Raw genomic sequence first — 20,028 nt, 5'->3', positions numbered from 1 at the left:
TAAAAGATGGCATCATTTCAGCAAAAGCCAAGGTTATACTACATAACAAAACTCAAACACCCATGGAAGACACCAGCTTAGGCAAAATCCTGATCGTAGACGACAACGAAGACCTGCTCTTTGCGGCAAAGATGCTTTTAAAGAAATATGCAAAAGAGGTCACCATAGAAAAAGACCCCAGACGCATTCCGTTTTTGGTCAATAACCACAACTACGATGTGATCTTATTGGACATGAACTTTACGGAAGACACCACCTCTGGTAAAGAAGGCTTCCATTGGCTCCGGCAGATCAAAGAGATCGATCCCAAAGCTGTAGTAATCCTGATCACTGCCTTTGGGGATGTGGAAATGGCCGTTCAAGCACTGAAAGAAGGCGCCACTGACTTTATCCTCAAACCATGGCAAAACGAAAAGCTTCTGGCCACACTCAGTGCTGCATGTAAGTTGAAAGAAAGCTATGACCAAGTAGATAATATCTCCCAAAAGTCCCGGCAGCTGCAAGCGGACATGAAGAAGCCCTTTTCTGAAATCATCGGACAGAGCTCTTCAATGAAAAACATCTTTTCTATCATAGACAAAGTAGCCCAAACTGATGCCAATATACTGATCCTTGGCGAAAATGGGACAGGCAAAGAACTTATAGCCCGTGCCATCCATGACCGTTCCCTTCGCAAAGATGAGATCTTCGTAGGCGTAGACATGGGGGCAATCACGGAGTCCCTTTTTGAAAGTGAATTGTTTGGGCACAAACGGGGCGCCTTTACTGACGCCAAGGAAGACCGGGCCGGCCGGTTTGAGGTGGCCGACAAGGGCACTTTGTTTCTTGATGAAATCGGCAACCTAAGCATGCCCCTCCAATCCAAGCTCCTTACCGTTCTACAAAAACGTGAGGTTACACGTATCGGCACCAATAAGTCCATTCCTGTAGATATCCGGCTGATAAGTGCGACCAATATGAAGGTGCACGATATGGTGATGGACAATACTTTCCGACAGGATTTGCTATACAGGGTCAATACCGTGGAGATTTTCTTGCCTCCTTTGCGCGAGCGCCAAGATGACATCCCACTCCTTGCCAATCATTTCCTGAAAATATATTCAAAAAAGTACCGTAAAGACTTCTCTGGATTCAAACCTGCCGCCATACAACTGCTGCAACACTATGCATGGCCCGGAAATATCCGCGAACTCCAACACGCCATAGAAAGGGCCATTATCATGGCAGAGGGCAACGAACTGGACAGCCGGGATTTCTTTTTCCTTTCTTCTAAACCCACCACCGAAAAAGTCAGTAATAATGGAACGCTGAATTTGGATGAAGTAGAAAGAAACGTCATTCAAAAAGCTATTGACAAAAATGGGGGAAATATCTCCAAAGCAGCAAAAGAGCTGGGGCTGACAAGGGCATCCCTATACAGAAGACTGGAAAAATATGGACTATAAAATTGGCTTACTCGGTAGGGTGGTATTGCTCACCCTGACCCTTTTCATTCTTTCGTATGCTATCCTCAATGGCTCTGGGGTATTCATCACGTCCCTGTTTATCATCCTGGTCATTGCACAATTGATATTTTTGATCAATTATGCTGAAGGTAGCTTCAAAAAAGTGCGTCAATTTTTGGACAATATCAAGCAGAACAATTATTCGACGGTCTATCCAGTAAAATTTGACGGTACGGAAACCGACGATCTCCACATAGAATTCAACGCCATTCTGGCCAAGCTAAAGGAAGACCAGGCCGAAAAAGAGGCCAATTACCAGTACTTCAGGTCGGTGTTCCAGCACCTCAGTATCGGACTGATCACCTTTGAGGAGGATGGTCGGATCCAGATCCTCAATACAGCCGCCAAGCGTATGCTCGACATCGAGCAACTTGGCAATATCAAGGAAATCGAACAAGTCAACAAAGAACTCCACAATGCCATTCAAACGCTCAAAACAGGAGGAAGTGAACTGGTCAAAATCGCCCATCAGGATGGCATCATGCAGCTTTCTGTCTATGTCATCGAACTGGTACTACGCGGAGTGAAATTCAAGCTGGTATCCTTGCAAAACATCCAAAGTGAATTGGAAGAGAAAGAAATGGAAGCCTGGCAAAACTTGGTCAGGGTACTTACCCACGAAATCATGAACAGCATCGCCCCTATCTCTTCACTGGCCTCTACCATCAGAGGGGACATCCAGTCACAGATAGAAAAAGACCAAGCTGTCCCAGTAGCTGACATTGAAGACTACTTGATGGGGATATCCACTATTGAAAAGCGAAGTGAAGGGCTGATAGATTTTGTAAGTGACTTCAGAAGTCTCGCCCATATCCCGGTGCCAAAATTTTCAGCCATCAGATTGGAAGAGCTATTTGATCAATTGGCAGTTCTCTTCCAGCATCAAATCGATCAGCACCACATTCTCTGTGAGAAAAAAATAGAACCCAGGGACCTCCTTCTCTTTGCTGACAGCTCACTCATCGAACAAGTCCTGATCAATATCATCCAAAATGCCATCCACGCTGTTCAAGAAGCGGAAGACAAAAGCATCCGCCTACATGCCTTCATCGACGAAGCAGGAAAAATCATCATAGAAATCACCGATACAGGCAAAGGCATCGAAGAGGAAGCTCTCAATAAAATCTTTATCCCATTCTTTACTACTAAGAAGAAAGGGTCAGGGATCGGCCTTAGCCTTTCAAAACAAATCATGAGAAGACATAAGGGCAATATCCAAGTAAAATCCGTATCGGGAAAAGGAACCACGTTTAAGCTCATTTTCAATGCCTAACCGCCAGACGGTTACTGTGCTTCTGTCCCCTTCTTCCCTCCACAAAACCATATCCCTACAAAAACCCAAGCCCTACAAAAGCACAAAACATGCTGTAAACGAGGTTTTTAACATTTGGATAACATTTGTTTCACAAGAAAATACAATTTAATCTAAAAACATCTCTTTTTGATAATAAGTCATTCATCATCAATTAATTCCAGTTCTATATCTTGCTAGCAAAACAGGCAAGATATTGAAGACACAATTCAAAACTATCGTTATCTCGGATATCCACTTGGGAACAAAGGGATCCAAAGCTAAAGAAGTCGTACGGTTTCTCAAAAAATATCGCTGCGACAACCTGATTTTAAATGGGGACATCATTGACGGTTGGCAACTCAAAAAATCAGGCACATGGAAACGCAAGCATACGCGATTTTTTAATCGTATCCTGAAGATGATCGACAATGACAACACCAAGGTATATTACCTTAGGGGAAACCATGATGACTTTCTCGATCAGGTGCTACCACTGAAAATCGGCAATCTATCCATCCAAAAGGACATGATGTACGAATCCTGTGGAAAGACCTATTATATCCTTCATGGAGATGTTTTTGATAGTATCACCACCAATCTCCGCTGGGTAGCCTACTTAGGAGATATCGGCTATACCTTCTTACTGTGGCTCAATCGCCAGATCAATTATTACAGAAGAAAAAAAGGGCTTCCTTATTATTCTCTTTCCCAATATGTAAAGGGAAAAGTAAAATCGGCTGTATCCTACATTGACAAATATGAAAAAGAGCTGGCGATCATGGCCAAAACCAAAGGCTGTGATGGTATTATCTGTGGACATATCCATAAAGCCGAATCAAGGATAATCGATGGTGTAGAGTACCTCAACTCTGGGGACTGGGTAGAGACCATGAGTGCACTAGCGGAGGACTATGATGGCAACTGGCAACTGATTTATTACAATGAAATCGATTTTGCCAAGCCCACTGAAGATGACAAAATCATTCCGATCCAAGAAAGGGACTCCTATTCGGCAGTATCCTATCAAAAACCAAGTGACGACTTAGAAATCCCACCTTTTCGGTTTTGATCATGAAATTTGTGTTTATTGTACAAGGTGAGGGTCGCGGGCACATGACCCAAGCACTGGCACTATTTGAGCTACTGACCAGTCAAGGACACTCCATACCGGAAGTATTGATCGGAAAAAGCCACCGCAGAACCCTTCCTGATTTTGTACAGAAGGGATTAAAAACGGCGATCACGCAGTTTGACAGCCCTAACTTTGTGGCGGATAAGAACGAAAAGTCTATCAATATCCGGAAAACGATCCAACACAATCTTCTTAGGAGCAATCGGTTTATCGACAGTCTCCGAACAATAGACCGGGTGATCACACATCATGAGCCCGACTATATCATCAATTTTTATGACTTACTTGCTGGCATTTATAATTTTATCTATCGCCCAAAAGCAGCATTCTGGGCCATTGGACACCAGTATTTGATCCACCATCCTTCTTTTCCTTTTGCCACTGGATCCCCCTTACAAAAATCACTCTTCAAGCTCAATACTGCCATCACCGCTTTGGGGGCCCAAAAGTTATTGGCCCTATCCTTTAGGCCACTTCCGGATATCCCCGGAACAAAACTCTCTGTCATTCCCCCTCTCCTAAGGCCTCAGGTAAAACAACACAAAACAACTCAAGGAGACTTCATACTAACTTACATGGTCAATTCTGGCTATGCAGACGAAGTCATTTCGTTCAGCAAAAAACATCCTGAGATAAAAATCGAAGCCTTCTGGGACAAACAGCACATGCCCTCACCCTATCACGCCAGTCCAAACCTTACTTTTCACCATATCAATGAACAACTATTTTTGGAAAAAATGGCCAGTTGTAAAGGTTTGCTTAGCACAGCAGGGTTTGAGTCCATATGCGAAGCGATGTACTACAACAAGCCCGTCATGATGGTACCTGTAGCCGGCCAGTATGAACAAGCATGCAATGCATTGGATGCCCTAGCAGCCAACGCTGGCATGGCACATTATGAATTTGATTTCAAAAAGTTTGATCTTTTTTTAAAATCACGTAACATTACCCCTTCCAATTTTGTAAATTGGCAAGAGCAGTTGGGAAATAAGCTTACGAAAATTTTATCATCCCAAAATAACTGGCAGGAAGATCCTCCTGTCACCTATCCAAAATTAAGCACAGAACATTGAGCCAATTTGCCACTATTAAGTGCTAAGGCATTTGGGAAATACTGGGAAAATTGATTCTCAATAACAAACTTTTGTTTATCCGCAATGGCACCAGTAATCACAGAGATATTAAATTAGTTCTCACAGAAACCACGGAAATATCAGAAAAGTCTTAGTTCATTATGGGTGCTCTGTGCGTTCCGAGAGGAATAGAATCTACTTACTAGAAAGCGTATAATCAAAAAAACATTTTTTTCGTAAAAGCTTAACCAATTCTGCCACTTTGTTTTTGTACAAAACTCGTAAATTCGGGTTTTGGGTTTGATGATAATTCCATGAATATAGAAAGAGCAAGACTTAAAGAAGATAGCGACAAAATAAAGCACTGGAAAAAATGGGGTCCCTACCTCACCGAAAGGCAATGGGGCACCGTTAGGGAAGACTACAGCCTAGATGGAGCCGCTTGGGAAAACGTCACCCATGATGACGCCCGAAGCAAGGCCTATCGCTGGGGCGAGGAAGGTATCGGTGGATTCAGTGATCACAAACAAAAACTGTGCATGGCCTGGGCATTCTGGAATGGCAAGGACCCCATGCTTAAGGAAAGACTATTTGGCCTAACGGGCAATCAAGGTAATCATGGAGAAGATGTAAAAGAGCTGTACTATTACCTCGATGCTACGCCTACCCATAGCTATATGAAGATGCTTTATAAGTATCCTCAAAGTGAATTCCCCTATCAGGAATTGGTGGATGTAAATGCCAAAAGGGGCAAACACGATGCTGAATATGAGCTGATCGACACGGGTATATTTGATGATGACTCCTATTTTGACATATTCATCGAATATGCCAAGGAAGACCATGAGGACATTGTCGCCAGGGCCACCATCCACAATAGAGGCAAAGAAGCTGCCGAAATATGGGCAATGCCCACCATTTGGTTTAGAAAAACCTGGTTTACAGGGCATGAGCCTTTTCTGCCCAAACTCAGTAAGAATGCCAGCAATAGGATCCTAGCCTCCAACCCCAAATTGGGCAATTATCACTTTCACTTCGATGGAGAACCCGAGCTGCTGTTCTGTGACAATGAAACCAACCGTGAAAAGCTCTATAACATTGGCAATCAAAAACAATTTTTAAAAGACGCCATCAACGACTACATTGTGGAAGGTAACGACCAACACCTTAACCCAGCGCAATTTGGCACGAAGGCCGCTGCAGTCTATAAAATCACCATTCCTGCGGGCGGATCAAGCACCGTAACGTTCAGGATGGCCCATAAAAATGCGGCTGTCGACACCAAGGACGGTGACAACATTATTGATAAACGGCTGCATGAAGCGGATGAATTTTACCTTGATATGCAAGGGCATGTTACGGATGAGGAGCTTCGCAGTATTCAGCGGCAGGCCTATGCTGGTATGATGTGGGGCAAGCAGTTTTACTACTATAATGTAGAACGCTGGCTGGAAGGAGACCCTGGCCGCTATTCGCCTCCTCCAGAACGTAAAAAAGGCAGAAACCATAACTGGCGACACCTTCAGAACTACGATATTATTTCCATGCCAGACAAGTGGGAATACCCGTGGTATGCTGCTTGGGATTTGGCATTTCACTGTGTCCCATTAGCCCGGCTTGATGCGGAGTTTGCCAAGGAGCAGCTCCTATTGTTGCTAAGTGAATGGTACATGCACCCCAATGGCCAAGTCCCCGCATACGAGTGGAATTTTAACGATGTGAATCCGCCGATTCACGCTTATGCCGTACACAGGGTCTATCAAATGGACAAGAAAATGAACGGCGGTAAAGGTGACCAGGAATTCCTGGAACGGGCCATGCACAAGCTCATGCTCAACTTCACCTGGTGGGTAAACCAAAAAGACAGCGATGGACAGAATATCTTTGAAGGCGGCTTCTTGGGACTGGATAATGTCAGCCTTTTTGACCGAAGCCATGTGGATAAATTTGGCGGTAGACTGGAGCAAGCAGATGCCACGTCATGGATGGCTATGTTCTCCCTCAATTTATTGAGAATTTCGCTGGACTTATGTGAATTTAACAAAGTCTATCAATATACAGCCACCAAGTTCCTGGAACATTTTCTGTATATCGCAGGAGCCATGAACAACATCTCCGGTGATAATATCAGTCTTTGGGATGATGAAGACAATTTCTTCTATGATGTGCTGCACATCGATGATTCGGCTCCTATGCGGATGAAGGTACGGTCCATCGTTGGGATCATTCCGCTCTTTGCGGTAGAGCCTATCAAAGAGGAAATGTATGAAAACCTCACCGAGTTCAAAAAACGACTGGATTTTTTCCTTAAGGAAAAGCCAAAATTAGCCTCACTCGTCTCCAACTGGATCGAGCCAGGAAAAGACAAACGTCACCTTTTCTCCCTGTTGAGAGGTCATCGAATGAAGAGCCTGCTCAAGAAGTTATTGGATTCAGAAGAATTCCTCTCTGATTATGGGATTCGTTCTGTATCCAAATACCATAAGGATCATCCCTATTCCATGAAGCTAAATGGTGAAAAACATACCGTGGAATACACTCCTGGAGAATCCAATACACGGATGTTTGGCGGAAATTCCAATTGGAGGGGGCCGATCTGGTTTCCTATCAACTGGCTGATCATGGAATCCCTGAAGAAATTCAACTATTACTATGGCGGGGATTTCCCTATCGAATACCCCACTGGATCAGGTAGGTTTGTGACACTGGATATCATCGCCAAAGAGCTTTCCCTGAGAAACATTGAAATCTTCATGCGCAACAAAGATGGCAAGAGACCGGTTTTTGGAGATAATGAAAAGATGCAAAATGATCCTCATTTCAGGGATTATCTGCTTTTCTATGAGTATTTCCATGGCGACAACGGTAAAGGCCTTGGCGCTTCCCATCAAACGGGATGGACTGGCCTAATCGCGGAAATGATCCATAAATATTACCCAAGAGAAGAAAAAGTTATCGATGAAGCTATTACCTTATTTAGAAGCTGACCGACTGGAGGCCGGGTGCGACGAAGTGGGTAGGGGCTGCTTATGCGGCCCTGTAGTGGCTGCTGCAGTGATTCTGCCCAATGACTTTGCCCACGCTCTCATTAATGATTCCAAAAAGCTCAGCAAAGCCAATAGGGAAAGTCTCGTGGACGAAATCAAAGAAAAGGCCATCGCATGGGCGGTGGCCGAATCATCCGTACAAGAAATCGATGAAATCAACATTCTCAACGCTTCTTTTTTGGCCATGACCAGGTCCATACAGGCACTTGCTGTCAAGCCTGAGCATTTATTGATAGATGGCAACCGCTTCAAGACCGAGCTCAACACCCCATTTGACTGCATCGTAAAAGGTGACGGAAAATACGCAAGTATCGCTGCCGCATCCATATTGGCCAAAGTGCATCGAGATAACCTGATGACAGGCTTTGCCAAAGAATTCCCTGGATATGGATGGGAGAAAAACGTGGGCTACCCCACCAAACAACATCGTTCAGGTATACAAAAGTTAGGCCCCACCCCACTGCATCGCAAATCCTTCAAACTGCTACCTGACCAACTGGAAATCGGGTTTAAATAACACCAAACACACTCTAAAAAAACCATAAACACCTAAAAAAGAACCAGTTAACAAAATAAAAGGAGTCAAAAAATTGGATCATACGATAATGGATCGTATATTTTCATGAATTAAAAAGCACGATTATGAAAATTACAGCCATTATTGAAGATGGAATGATCGAGGAATTGATCAAAGAAAGCGGCGCCAAGACCATCACCGAGGGACTCAAGGTAGCGATCAAGGATTACCTGTCCAAGCGTAAGATCCAACATCTCTCATCGCAACTTGTGAATGAGCCTTTGGAATTTTCCTACGGTGCAGATCATCTACGTGAACAAAACCGCAAATGAACGGAGTCCTGGTAGACACATCGGTTTGGATCGAGTACTTCAGGGGCAACCCGGATTTTATCCAGCCAGGGCTCCAGCTCATCCAAGAGGGCAATGCCTTTAGCCTTGAGGTTATTTTTGCGGAACTGGCGCAAGGAGCCAAGCATAAAAAGGAAGTCGCTTTCATCATGGAGTTTTTTAGCCATATGAAACTTCTGGATTATCCAGGGTTGGCCTTCGGTGCGGGTATTTATTCCCAAGAAAACAAATTGGTCCACCATGGGGTAGTGCTCATCGATTCGATCATCATCCTATGCGCCAAAACATATGATCTAAAAATATGGACCTTGGATAAAAAAATCAGAAGGTTTGTTGGGTATGATATGATTTTTAGTGCCGAGCACTATTTTCGGTAACCAATTGGCGTCATTTTTCTAGCCACCAAAGCACAAAGGTTTTGGAATTAGGTATCGTTAGGAGGACGATAAAGAAAGAGGTCGACCAATAATGGCCGACCTCTTTTCGTATACCCGTTTTACCGTCTTTTATAGGTAAGTACTTTTCGTCACCTTACTCATACGCAGGATTTTGAGGAAAATCCTTGTTTTGGTTAAGGTCAATGGCATTTTGAGGGATTGGTCTGAGAATCTTCTGATTACCATTTGCTCCTTCAAAATTAGAAGGAGTAATCCAGCTATTGTGAGCAGAAGCTCTTTCTACCAAAGTACCGGTTCTCTTTAGGTCAAACCACCTGTGATACTCACCCAAAAGCTCTCTCGCTCTTTCGTCTAAAATATAGTCAATATCAAACTCTCCAAGGCTAGCATCAGCCACACCAGCTCTTTCCCTGACCACATTTAGTCGGTCCAAGCCTGTAGACGGATCTCCCACTTGCAGATAAGCCTCAGCCGCCACCAAATAGGTCTCTGCCAATCTGGACACGATGAAATCCCGTGTACTGCTCGCCCCACCAAACAGGGAATTAGGATCATCAAACTTCTTCACGATCATGGTCGCCCGGTCAAGGGAAACAGCCCCTCCATCAGGATCGGTCGTGCCGTAAGAATGGTATTCGACGTCCGGATGGGCACTGACATAATCGATACTGTCCTGTGCCGTAAACCACCTTGGCTCGTAGAAATCCTCTACCATCAAGCCACTGTGATCATCTACATCGAAGTAATCATAATACCTAGCAAACACTTCCGTCATAAAAGTAGCATACCAACGCTCATCCCCTTCTTCATAAAGATCGAGTGCAAATCGATTTGGCAACGTAGTGTAGGTCTTGTACGGTGCATCACCAGCTACTTCAGAGCCTCCCATATAGGGGCCGAAATAGCTCTGCTGCTTATTCCCTATCCCTGTAGGATCAGAACTGATCGACCCGGCACTCCATTGTACCGAGAAAATCACTTCTTCGTTCATATCATTATCCGGTAGCCATAATTCTTCGGAAGTAAGGTTCAGTCCTTGACCGTTGATGACATTATCGGCATAGGCTGCTGCCTTGGAGAAATCATCGGCAGTCCCAAACTCCTCATACCCTCTGGTCAGGTGTACTTTGGCCAGAAGGTTTTCTACGGCTCGTTGGTTTACATGTCCATCATAAGCTCCTGAGGACACTTGCCCCATAGCGCCTTCCAGCTCTGAAATGATAAAGGCATAAACCTCTTCAGCACTGGATCGGTCAAACTGCAAAATAGGTTCCTCCACATACTCAGTGATCATACCAACACCGCCATATGACTGAACCAACAGAAAATAGGCATTGGCCCTTAAAAACCGGGCTTCTCCCAAATACTGAGTAGTAACACCCGTCTGCTCGGTGATATCCGCATAATAAACTGCAGAATTGGCCAACTGAATGGCTTTGTAGCAATTTACATAGAGGAAATCTACTCCAGATGAAGAGCTGTTTAGCTCAAAATACTTGCTGAGTCCTTGTGGAGGGCGGTCCCTTCCTTCTTGGTAAAGGTCTGTGCCACATACAAACATCCATGGATCATCACCATAAATATTACGAAGTGCCGAATAATTGGCGTTGATCAAAGCCTCGTAGCCCTCCGCAGTTTCATAAAACTCCTCTGCGATCACATTGGACTTATTATCTTCTTCCAGAAATTCCGCACAGCCTGTAGCGGCTAGCAGAAAGATCATTGCGAAAATTGAATTTATCTTCTTCATTGTTTTTCAATTCTTCAGATTAAAATTTAACACTCAAGCCAAACTGGGTAGTGATCGTACTCACACGTCCAACTCCTAAGCTGGCCTCAGCCCACTCAGGATCCCATCCATCATAATCCGTAAATGTAAATGGATTCAGCACATTGACATAAACCCGCACCTTCTTAAGGTTGGCCCGGCTGAGCAGTGTCTCAGGAAGAGTATAGCCCACACCGATATTATTGATCTTCACGAAGGAAGCATCTTTATAGTAAGCCATTCCACTGCCCCAGTGTTGCCCTTCATTTCTGGGCTGAGGATATTCATTGGATACCTGGCTAGGGATCCCTACCTCGTTTTCGGGAACATACCATCCTGGCAAAGCGAGCTTTTGACGTCCTCTATCGGTAACATTGGTGAAATTGCTATGGAAATCACTATAGGCCAATACTCCTTGCTGGGTGGCCACTGAAAAATTCATATCAAAATTACCTACCTGAAGATTGGAAATGATTCCTCCCGTCCAGGAAGGATTGGATGAACCTAGGATCACCCGGTCATCATTGGGATGGATAGCTCCGTCGTTGTTTACATCTTTGGCTTTAGCCTGACCTTCTGTTTGGTTGTAGGCTGCGGCATCTTCTCCTGCTTGCCATACGCCATCATAGATAAAATTGTAATGGGCATCTATGGACTCTCCGATAAACCAGCCATTTCCTACATCATCCACTTCTGATTGTCCGTAGAGGGACTCAATGGAATTGGTGTTTTTGGTAAATGTAAAGGTAGTGGACCAGGTCACGTTGCTGTTTTCCACATTGATGGTATTCAACATCACTTCCACCCCTTTGTTCCGGACAGAAGCGGCATTGGAAGCAATATCGCTAAAACCTATCTCCAAAGGAAGCTTTTGAGTAACCAACAGGTTGTCAGAAAGCCGGTTATAATAATCCACACTACCCGTAATGCGGTTCATCATAAATCCGAAATCCACCCCCACGTTGATTTCCTTAGTCTTCTCCCAGGTCAGCGCTTTATTGGCAAGTGAGTTTTGCGTCCAACCATTGGCTGCCGTTCCATTAAAATCATAATACGTTTGGTTGGTCAAGGCATTCACCGTTCTGTAGGGTGCTACATTGTTGTTCCCTACAGTACCATAACCCAACCTTAGTTTCAGGTCAGAAACAGTGGATGAATTGGCCAAAAAGGCTTCTTTGTTCAATCTCCAACCAAGGGCTACAGAAGGAAACGCCTGCCATTTATTTCCTTCAGAAAGGAGGGAAGATCCATCCCATCTATTGGAAACCGTCACCAAGTACTTATCCAGATAGGAATAATTTAACCTAAGTGCAAATGAGGCCAATTGGCTTTTGCTAAAATAATTCCCAAGGTTATACGTCTCTTGTAAACCAGACTCTACGTTATAGAATTCGGTTTCGAAAGGCTGCTGGGTAGATGACATATTGGCCGTTTCTGTCCGGTCCACAAAGATACTTTGAAGCGCCAAGAAGTTAAACGTATGGTCGTTGATGGACTTGCTAATGTTCAGCTGATTATCCCAGGTAGTGTTCATATTATTATAATAACTGACCTCAGAGGAAGGCAAGTTACCATTGTTGATTCCCGTATTGGTCTGTGCTCCCCAAGAACGTCCTCTTCTATTGTTATTGAAGCCCACAGAGAAGGTGGATTTCAGGCTCAACCAATCCAGTGGATCATATTGCAAATAAGCATTACCGACGCCTCTTAAGCTCCTTGTCTCATCACTGGAATTGGCGATCTCCAATAGGGGGTTATAGGTACTCGTCTTGTTCGCTGCCCAGTCTCCGTTGGGGTACGTCAACTTACCCGGTTGGGGAAATAATTCACCCACTATCTCATCACCATTTTCATCAATGGCATAAGGACTCAAAAATGGATTTAGCCTGAAAGCTTCCTGCATGGCATTGCCACTTCCTCGCTGATTGTTTCCATGGGACAAGGCCATATTTGCACCAGCCATGAATTTGTCATTAATGTGCTGGTTGATGTTCATATTAAACGTGTACTTATCCAAGCTTTCTTGCTCCAGGGTACCCGTTTCTTTTTGATAACCAACACCAATATTATAGGTAGACGCCCCACTTCTATGGGAAATGGTCAGGTGGTTATTGGTCTGCATACCATTTCTGAGGACGGCATCATACCAGTCAAATCCATCCAGGTTATTAAACCGCTCAGCCAATACGGGGTTATTTGGGCCTAATACGACATCTTCATATTGTTGGGGTGTCTTTCCTTCGCCATTATTCTCAGTACCCAAATAAGCGGACATATGATAATCCCTCCATTGCTCCAGGCTCATCATCTCAGGTAGCCTAGCGGGGGTTTTTACCCCATAGAAAGTATCAAATGAAAAGGTAGTCGCATCGGGAATATCCGTCCCACCTTTGGTCTCTACGATCACTACGCCACCAGCGGCCCGTGAACCGTAGATGGCCGCAGAAGAAGCATCTTTCAGCACTTCTATTTTAGCTATGTCATTAGGATTCAAAAAGTCGATATTATTAGTGACCACTCCATCGACTACATATAAAGGACTAGATCCAGCAAGGGAGTTATTACCACGAATGGTCATATTGAAGCCATCTCCTAATCGTCCTGTGCTATTGCTCACCTGGACACCGGCCACACTTCCTTGGAGAGACTGTACGGGGCTGGTAGTCCCTCGCTCTGTAATCAGGTCACTGTCTACGCCGGCAATGGCTCCCGTCACATCGGATTTTTTCATGGTGCCATATCCGACCACGACCACCGACTCCAAATCTGTCAAGCTGGATACTAATTCAATGTCGATTTTGGATCGATTGCCCACTGATACTTCCTGCTTTTCATACCCTATAAATGAAAAGACCAAAACAGCTTCCCCATCAGGAACAGCAATGCTGTAATTACCATCAAAGTCAGTGGTAGTTCCGGTGGTGGTTCCTTTTAGAAGGACAGAAGCACCCGGTATGGGCTCTCCTTCATCGGATGCAATCACAGTACCTGTGATCACTTCTTGTGCAAAACTCGAAACGGAAAGCCCTATTCCCAATAGAAATAGCAGCCCCCATTTCATTGAACAAACGGTCTTTTCGACCAGCCACTTGGGAAGTGGCTTTTTCGGTACATTTTGTGCCATTGTTTTAGAGGTTTATTGTTATAAAAAAGGCTAAGTGCAATCGATTGCATGCGCAATCGTTTGCATTATAGGGAGTAAAAATCAGCTATCCAAAATTAATCAGTGTTTTTTACTTGAAAAAGTATTATTTTTCTTCCTTTATAAAATTATATGCACATACTTTACCAGTTACACAGTATTAATCCATACAAAAAAATCCAAATCCTTTACCCAACTACTTCCCATATTTCACGACCTTCAAATATCATTATTAAGCCATCTCTTTACCAGAAAAAAACAATAAATAGCTTGTTTTCAATATATTATAAAAACAATATATACTATACAGAGAACACCCCCTATATAGGCCTCTCTTCAATAAGGGATCTGCTATCCTATGAACGCATAATTATGAGCAATCGATAGCAATTCTATTTTTATTCAATAAAGTAAGATTCTCATTCCTTGGAGTTCCCCATCTCGACTACCAATTTTCCTCCCTTTATAATATCCTCATGCATAAGAAACTGCTTACTGTACGGCTTACCATTAAAGGTCACTTCCTGGATATAGATGTTCTCTGGTGAATTGTTGTTTACGGTAAGCTCGAGCGTTTTTCCATTATCCATTCTAATGACTGCGTCGTTTACCGTTGGGCTGCCCCAGACATATTTTCCTCCTGCAGGCTCCACGGGGTAGAATCCCAATGAAGAAAGCACCAACCAAGCGGACATTTGACCGACATCTTCATTGCCGCTCAGTCCATCGGGATCATTGGCATAGAGGTTTTTGAGGATATAGCGTACCTTTTCGGCGGTTTTATACGATTGGTCCACATAAGCGTACATATAGGTCACATGATGGCTAGGCTCATTCCCTTGGGCATACTGCCCTATCAGCCCTGTGATGTCATTGGAAGCTTCTTCACCCATATCACCTTCCACCATGAAGAGCGAATCCAGTTTGGCAGCAAAAGCCTCTTTGCCACCTAGGAGGCCGACCAAACCATCGACATCCTGCGGTACCAACCAGGTATATTGCCAAGCATTGCCTTCTGTAAAATCCCCTTTCATATGGACGGAAGTAAACGGACTAAAAGGTTCCCTCCATTTCTTTTCAGAAATTCTTCCCCTCATAAATCCCACTTCGGGATCAAAGTAATTACGGTAATTCTGCCCTCTTTTGGCGTAATACTCATAGTCCTCTTGCTTCCCAAGTTCCTTGGCCATCTGCGCGATACACCAATCTGCCAAGGCGTACTCCAAGCCTTTGGAGACACTCTCTACCTCCCCGTCCGCAGAAATGTATCCTAGCTCTTTGACCTTGTCCAGCCCCAGGTCATCGCGCATGGCTGAGGTTGTCACCGCTTTATAGGCCAGTTCTGGATCCATTGGAATCCCTTTGAGATAGGCATCCACCACGATAGGAACCGCACTATAACCGGGCATGGTATTGGTTTCATTGCCCACCAAGTGCCAAACGGGCAGCTTGCCCTGTTGCTCATAAATCTTCAGCATGGACTGCACCATATCTTCCATTCTGTCCTGCTGAAAAATCGTGTACAGTGGGCTGCAACCCCGATAAATATCCCAAAGGGAAAATGTGGTAAGGTTAGTAAATGAGGTGTCGTTTCGTATTTTGCCATCGTCACCAGCATAATCGCCATTGATATCATTAAAGACTGATGGAGCAATCATGGTGTGGTAAAGTCCTGTGTAAAATTTGGTCAACGCTACCTCATCGCCCATTGCTACCTGAATCTTGTTCAGCTCATGGTTCCATTTGTCCTTGGCATCCGCGACAGTCTTATCAAAATCCCAATGGGGAATTTCCTGCTTCAGGTTTTCCAGTGCATTTTTTGTGCTTACAGGGGATACCCCTACTTTCAGCAGGATGCCCTCATCAGCAGTGGTAGAGAATCCCAGCAGCGCTTTTATTTGTTTCCCTGTATATGAAGTCCCCTCTTTAGGTTTATTCTCATCAAAGACCTCAAAAGAAGCCACTGGTTTGGATAGCTTGGCGGCGAAATACAGCTTTTGATCCTTTGCCCAACCTTTGGAATAACGGTACCCTGTCAATGTGGTATCGTTCACCAGTTCAATATGAGTCTTGGTGGACACATCCCAGCCAATCCCCTGTTTCAGGTTAAACAGTAATTTTGAATCTTCACTTTCGGGAAATGTATACCGATGGAAGCCCGCCCGCTCAGTGGCGGTCAATTCAGCATTAACATCATAACGGTCCAAGTGGACACGGTAGTAACCCGCCTCCACCGTTTCGTTTTCATGATCAAAATAGGAGAAGTATCCTGTATCAGGCTGCTCTGGCTTACCTTTGGCCACTGCTACCTCTCCCACGATGGGCATCACCAAAACATCACCCAGATCTCCTATGCCCGTTCCACTGAGGTGGGTGTGGGCAAACCCAATGATGGTCGAATCAGAATAATGGTACCCAGAACACCAATCCCAGCCTTCCGTAAGGTTTACCGGTCCCAGCTGTACACCGCCAAAAGGCACATTGGCCCCGACAAAAACATGGCCATGACCTCCCGAGCCGATATAGGGATTCACGTACTGCACAAGATTGGCTTCAGCTATGGTTTTCGCTGCATTCCCTCTTTCTTTTTTGACACAGCCCAATACTGCGCAAGTCATGGCAAACACCATCACTACCCCTGTCCATTTCTTCATATTCATCTTTTAATTATTTTCCTAACAAACCAATTCCCACGCTCCCTTTGCTATCCTCATCGTTTAACCCGGAATATGCATTAGCCTATCTGTTACGACCTGAAACTGCTTCAAAATCAGCCGTTTCACTTTAGTTTTCGGCATAACCGTAGCGATGCTACGCTAATACCTCCAAACTAACTGATTTTCTTGCAATTTCAGCTCTCACTACGATTCCTGACGCATAATCCGGGTTTAACATAATCACTCCAAGACAAATTCTCCTTCCAACCGGATATCCCTCGATGAGCGTCCCACCATAACCTGAAAGTTCCCCGGTTCTACCAGCCATTCCAAATCCTGCCCTAGAACCTGCAAGTCTTCCGCTCCTAATGTAAACGAAATCTTTCTGGATCCCCCGGCAGGAACCATTACCTTTTCAAACCGCTTCAGCGACATGAGAGGCCTCACCGTACTGCTGACCATGTCCTTCACATACAACTGGACCACTTCTTCGCCATCAACATTGCTGCTATTTTTCACCTCAAATTGCACCGTCACCTTAGGGGATCGGGCATTTCCAGATGTAGTGATTTCCAGGTCAGTGTAAGTAAAATCCGCATAGCTCAAGCCATGTCCAAATGCATAGAGTGGCGCAGCACTTCCCTCCACATAATCATGCCTTTGGGGATTTCTATAATTATAAAATACCGGCAATTGCCCAACTGACCTAGGGACAGAGATGGTCAATCTTCCTGAAGGGTTATAATCCCCGAACAGGACATCTGCTATGGCATTTCCTCCCTCCTGGCCAGGATACCAGGCATCTACAATGGCCGGCACGTTTGCATCGATCCAGTTCAGGTTTAACGGACGACCCTTTATCAAGACCACCACAACGGGAGTCCCGGTTTGCTGCACTGCCTTGACGAGTTGGAGTTGGTCACCGAGCAGCTCCAAGGTCATCCGGTCAAAGCCTTCTCCACTCTCCATATCACTGATCACTTCGCCTTCTTCAGTGTCACTGACCTTAGCCGCAGCGGTCTCTTCATACTCCGTATCAAAGTCCCTCGCACTCGACCCACCCAACACCACCACGGCCACATCAGATTTAGCAGCCAGAGCTGCCGCTTCAGCAATTTGGCTTTGAGTGGTGTCGCGAATAGCGCAGCCTTTGATATAATTGACCTGAACATCATTACCTACTTTGGCCTGAATGCCTTCCAGCACGGTCACCACATTTTCCTCTGCTTGGGGGGCAGTATAGTCGCCCAGTTGGTTGTAAGTATTATCTGCATTGGGACCGATCACGGCTATGCTCTTCAACGTTTTACTTAACGGCAAAACATTGTCCTCATTCTTTAAGAGTACTATTCCTTCCCGAGCCACCTTCCTGGCCAATGCAACGTGACTTGTGGAACGAACTTCTTTGGCTGCTTTTTCGGGATCCACATAGGGGTTTTCAAATAGCCCCATCTCAAATTTCACCTTTAGCACTCTACTTACCGCTTGGTCCAGCACTGCTTGGGAAACTTTCCGGGATTTTATCGCTTCTAATAAATACTTATCAAAACCATACCCTCCCAAATCCGAGTCCACACCAGCATTGATCGCCAGTTTGGCGGCATCCTCCGAGGTGGCCGCGACATGGTGGCTGCCCTTAAGGCCACTGATACTGCCCAGATCAGAGACCACAAAACCGTCAAATCCCCAATCATCCCGCAGCACATTGTTCAACAGGTAACCGTTGGAAGTACATGGGACTCCATCGATGGAATTATACGCGGTCATCACCGAAAGTGCCCCGGCCTCTACCGCGGCCTTGAAGGGTGGCAAATAACTCTCGTGCAGTTCACGCTGGCCGATACTCACACTGGTACCGTTGTGTCCTCCTTCGGGAACACCATAAGCGGTAAAATGCTTTAAGGTCGAAATCACATTTTTTCCGGATGCAACATCCTCTCCTTGAAACCCACTCACCATGGCCACCCCCATTTGGCTATTGATATAGGGATCTTCGCCATAGGTTTCTTCTACCCTTGACCATCTAGGCTCCCGGGCAAGGTCCAGCACCGGCCCATAGCCAATATGCCCTCCTTGCAGCCTTGCTTCCAAGGCAATTGCCGCAGCCATTTCCTTGATCAACGCTGGGTTCCACGTACTTGCCTGTCCGATGGACGTCGGAAAAACAGTGGTACCGATGGCCATATGCCCATGGGGACATTCCTCGGCCATCATCATGGGAATGCCCAAACGGGTATTTTCAAGGGCATATTTTTGCATCGCATTGGTCGCCTCGGCAGCCTGTCTGGGATTTAATCCGGTCGTCAGGGTCTTTTGCGTCCATGGGTCTGCACGCAAAGTAGCCCACAGCATACCGATATGCCGCTGCTGTACTGCTTCTTCGAAGGCCTTGCTGACCGTCACCTCTTCTCCGTCCTTTTGGTACATCTTCCACCCGAGTAAAGTAGAAAGCTGCCCTACTTTTTCCTCCAGTGTCATTCTAGCCAGCAAGTCCTCCACCCGCTGTGCCGTTGGGACATTTGCCTGCTTGTACAATACTCTATCCTGCCCAAAAACACTACAGGCTGCACCCAGCCATAAAACCAACAAGAGTGGGGACTTTATAAATGACGATATGCCAAAGGATCTAAACATAAGTAATGGTGATTTAATCGTTTGCGGGGAAGCGAACAACATAACGAGAGCTCTATTTAGTTAATTTTTTAAAAAAGTAAAACCATAAAACTAAAAATATTAACACAACTTCTAAAACAAGCTCAAAAAGAAAACCAAACGGAAAAACATTCAATAACTCAAAAGCAATCAAAAGAAGCAATTTTAACAATAAGGCAATTGCACTATATGCTAAATCGATTTTTTTTTATAGAACACTGATGACGCAGATGATTAAGATTTGCGTTGATTTTTTCCTTAAACTGGAATTTGATTATACGCTTTTTTGCCAGTAGATTTTATTTCTCATGGAATACACAGCACACCCAGAATCAAATAGAGAATTCGGATTTCTCTTCTATTAAGCAATAGAAATGTGTCCTCCAATATAAAAAGATCAGCGTACATTTTTTGAGCCTGTGTCATCAGCGTTCTATCAGCCCCAACTTTTCCGCTTGATCCTTAATCCCTAAAACCAAGCTCCAATCCTCTT

General features: G+C 44.8%; 12 protein-coding genes. 8 read left to right on the top strand and 4 right to left on the bottom strand.

Going from position 1 to position 20,028, the window contains the following annotated elements; all coding sequences use genetic code 11:
* Positions 1 to 62: 62 nt before the first annotated feature.
* The 8 genes from DN752_RS18095 to DN752_RS18060 all read left to right on the top strand — a co-directional run bounded on the left by DN752_RS18095 (position 63) and on the right by DN752_RS18060 (position 9,295).
* Entirely contained in the window at positions 63 to 1,445 is a 1,383-nt protein-coding gene (locus DN752_RS18095; protein WP_112785265.1) for a sigma-54-dependent transcriptional regulator, read from the top strand.
* A complete protein-coding gene (locus DN752_RS18090; RefSeq protein WP_112785264.1) occupies positions 1,435 to 2,778 on the top strand; it encodes a sensor histidine kinase in 1,344 nt (447 codons plus the stop codon). The genes DN752_RS18095 and DN752_RS18090 overlap by 11 nt, the downstream gene beginning before the upstream one ends.
* Before the next feature lie 235 nt (positions 2,779 to 3,013).
* Positions 3,014 to 3,868 carry a UDP-2,3-diacylglucosamine diphosphatase gene (locus DN752_RS18085; RefSeq protein WP_112785263.1) on the top strand — a complete coding sequence of 285 codons (855 nt, stop codon included), beginning with the start codon at positions 3,014 to 3,016 and terminating at the stop codon, positions 3,866 to 3,868.
* A 2-nt stretch (positions 3,869 to 3,870) separates the two neighbouring features.
* On the top strand, positions 3,871 to 5,004 hold the full coding sequence (locus DN752_RS18080; protein WP_112785262.1) for a glycosyltransferase family protein: 1,134 nt from the start codon (positions 3,871 to 3,873) through the stop codon (positions 5,002 to 5,004).
* 314 nt (positions 5,005 to 5,318) lie between these two features.
* Positions 5,319 to 7,991 (top strand): MGH1-like glycoside hydrolase domain-containing protein, encoded by a 2,673-nt coding sequence (locus DN752_RS18075; RefSeq protein ID WP_112785261.1) that lies wholly within the window; start codon positions 5,319 to 5,321, stop codon positions 7,989 to 7,991.
* Positions 7,963 to 8,568, top strand: a complete 606-nt coding sequence (locus DN752_RS18070) for a ribonuclease HII (RefSeq protein ID WP_112785260.1) — start codon at positions 7,963 to 7,965, stop codon at positions 8,566 to 8,568. Before DN752_RS18075 ends, DN752_RS18070 begins: the two co-directional genes overlap by 29 nt.
* Before the next feature lie 125 nt (positions 8,569 to 8,693).
* Positions 8,694 to 8,900, top strand: a complete 207-nt coding sequence (locus DN752_RS18065) for a DUF2191 domain-containing protein (RefSeq protein ID WP_112785259.1) — start codon at positions 8,694 to 8,696, stop codon at positions 8,898 to 8,900.
* Positions 8,897 to 9,295 (top strand): PIN domain-containing protein, encoded by a 399-nt coding sequence (locus tag DN752_RS18060; RefSeq protein ID WP_112785258.1) that lies wholly within the window; start codon positions 8,897 to 8,899, stop codon positions 9,293 to 9,295. The genes DN752_RS18065 and DN752_RS18060 overlap by 4 nt, the downstream gene beginning before the upstream one ends.
* Before the next feature lie 154 nt (positions 9,296 to 9,449).
* On the opposite strand, the gene DN752_RS18055 is transcribed toward DN752_RS18060, so the two are convergent.
* From DN752_RS18055 to DN752_RS18040, 4 genes are all read right to left on the bottom strand, one after another.
* A complete protein-coding gene (locus DN752_RS18055; protein WP_112785257.1) occupies positions 9,450 to 11,066 on the bottom strand; it encodes a RagB/SusD family nutrient uptake outer membrane protein in 1,617 nt (538 codons plus the stop codon).
* Between the two features lie 19 nt (positions 11,067 to 11,085).
* Positions 11,086 to 14,208 (bottom strand): SusC/RagA family TonB-linked outer membrane protein, encoded by a 3,123-nt coding sequence (locus tag DN752_RS18050; protein WP_112785256.1) that lies wholly within the window; start codon positions 14,206 to 14,208, stop codon positions 11,086 to 11,088.
* Between the two features lie 437 nt (positions 14,209 to 14,645).
* Positions 14,646 to 16,886 carry a GH92 family glycosyl hydrolase gene (locus tag DN752_RS18045; RefSeq protein ID WP_245949297.1) on the bottom strand — a complete coding sequence of 747 codons (2,241 nt, stop codon included), beginning with the start codon at positions 16,884 to 16,886 and terminating at the stop codon, positions 14,646 to 14,648.
* Between the two features lie 237 nt (positions 16,887 to 17,123).
* Positions 17,124 to 19,517, bottom strand: a complete 2,394-nt coding sequence (locus DN752_RS18040) for a glycoside hydrolase family 3 N-terminal domain-containing protein (protein ID WP_112785255.1) — start codon at positions 19,515 to 19,517, stop codon at positions 17,124 to 17,126.
* Positions 19,518 to 20,028 lie beyond the last annotated feature (511 nt).

Origin of the sequence: Echinicola strongylocentroti, assembly GCF_003260975.1 — a bacterium.
Taxonomy (GTDB): Bacteria; Bacteroidota; Bacteroidia; order Cytophagales; family Cyclobacteriaceae; genus Echinicola; species Echinicola strongylocentroti.
This window is presented reverse-complemented; position numbering and strand designations above follow the sequence as displayed.

Bases quoted from the DNA above. Each gene is read 5' to 3' on its own strand.
- DN752_RS18095 (WP_112785265.1), top strand. From the start codon at position 63: ATGGAAGACACCAGCTTAGGCAAAATCCTGATCGTAGACGACAACGAA.
- DN752_RS18090 (WP_112785264.1), top strand. From the start codon at position 1,435: ATGGACTATAAAATTGGCTTACTCGGTAGGGTGGTATTGCTCACCCTG.
- DN752_RS18080 (WP_112785262.1), top strand. From the start codon at position 3,871: ATGAAATTTGTGTTTATTGTACAAGGTGAGGGTCGCGGGCACATGACC.
- DN752_RS18075 (WP_112785261.1), top strand. From the start codon at position 5,319: ATGAATATAGAAAGAGCAAGACTTAAAGAAGATAGCGACAAAATAAAG.
- DN752_RS18070 (WP_112785260.1), top strand. From the start codon at position 7,963: ATGAAGCTATTACCTTATTTAGAAGCTGACCGACTGGAGGCCGGGTGC.
- DN752_RS18065 (WP_112785259.1), top strand. From the start codon at position 8,694: ATGAAAATTACAGCCATTATTGAAGATGGAATGATCGAGGAATTGATC.
- DN752_RS18060 (WP_112785258.1), top strand. From the start codon at position 8,897: ATGAACGGAGTCCTGGTAGACACATCGGTTTGGATCGAGTACTTCAGG.
- DN752_RS18055 (WP_112785257.1), bottom strand. From the start codon at position 11,066: ATGAAGAAGATAAATTCAATTTTCGCAATGATCTTTCTGCTAGCCGCT.
- DN752_RS18050 (WP_112785256.1), bottom strand. From the start codon at position 14,208: ATGGCACAAAATGTACCGAAAAAGCCACTTCCCAAGTGGCTGGTCGAA.
- DN752_RS18045 (WP_245949297.1), bottom strand. From the start codon at position 16,886: ATGAATATGAAGAAATGGACAGGGGTAGTGATGGTGTTTGCCATGACT.
- DN752_RS18040 (WP_112785255.1), bottom strand. From the start codon at position 19,517: ATGTTTAGATCCTTTGGCATATCGTCATTTATAAAGTCCCCACTCTTG.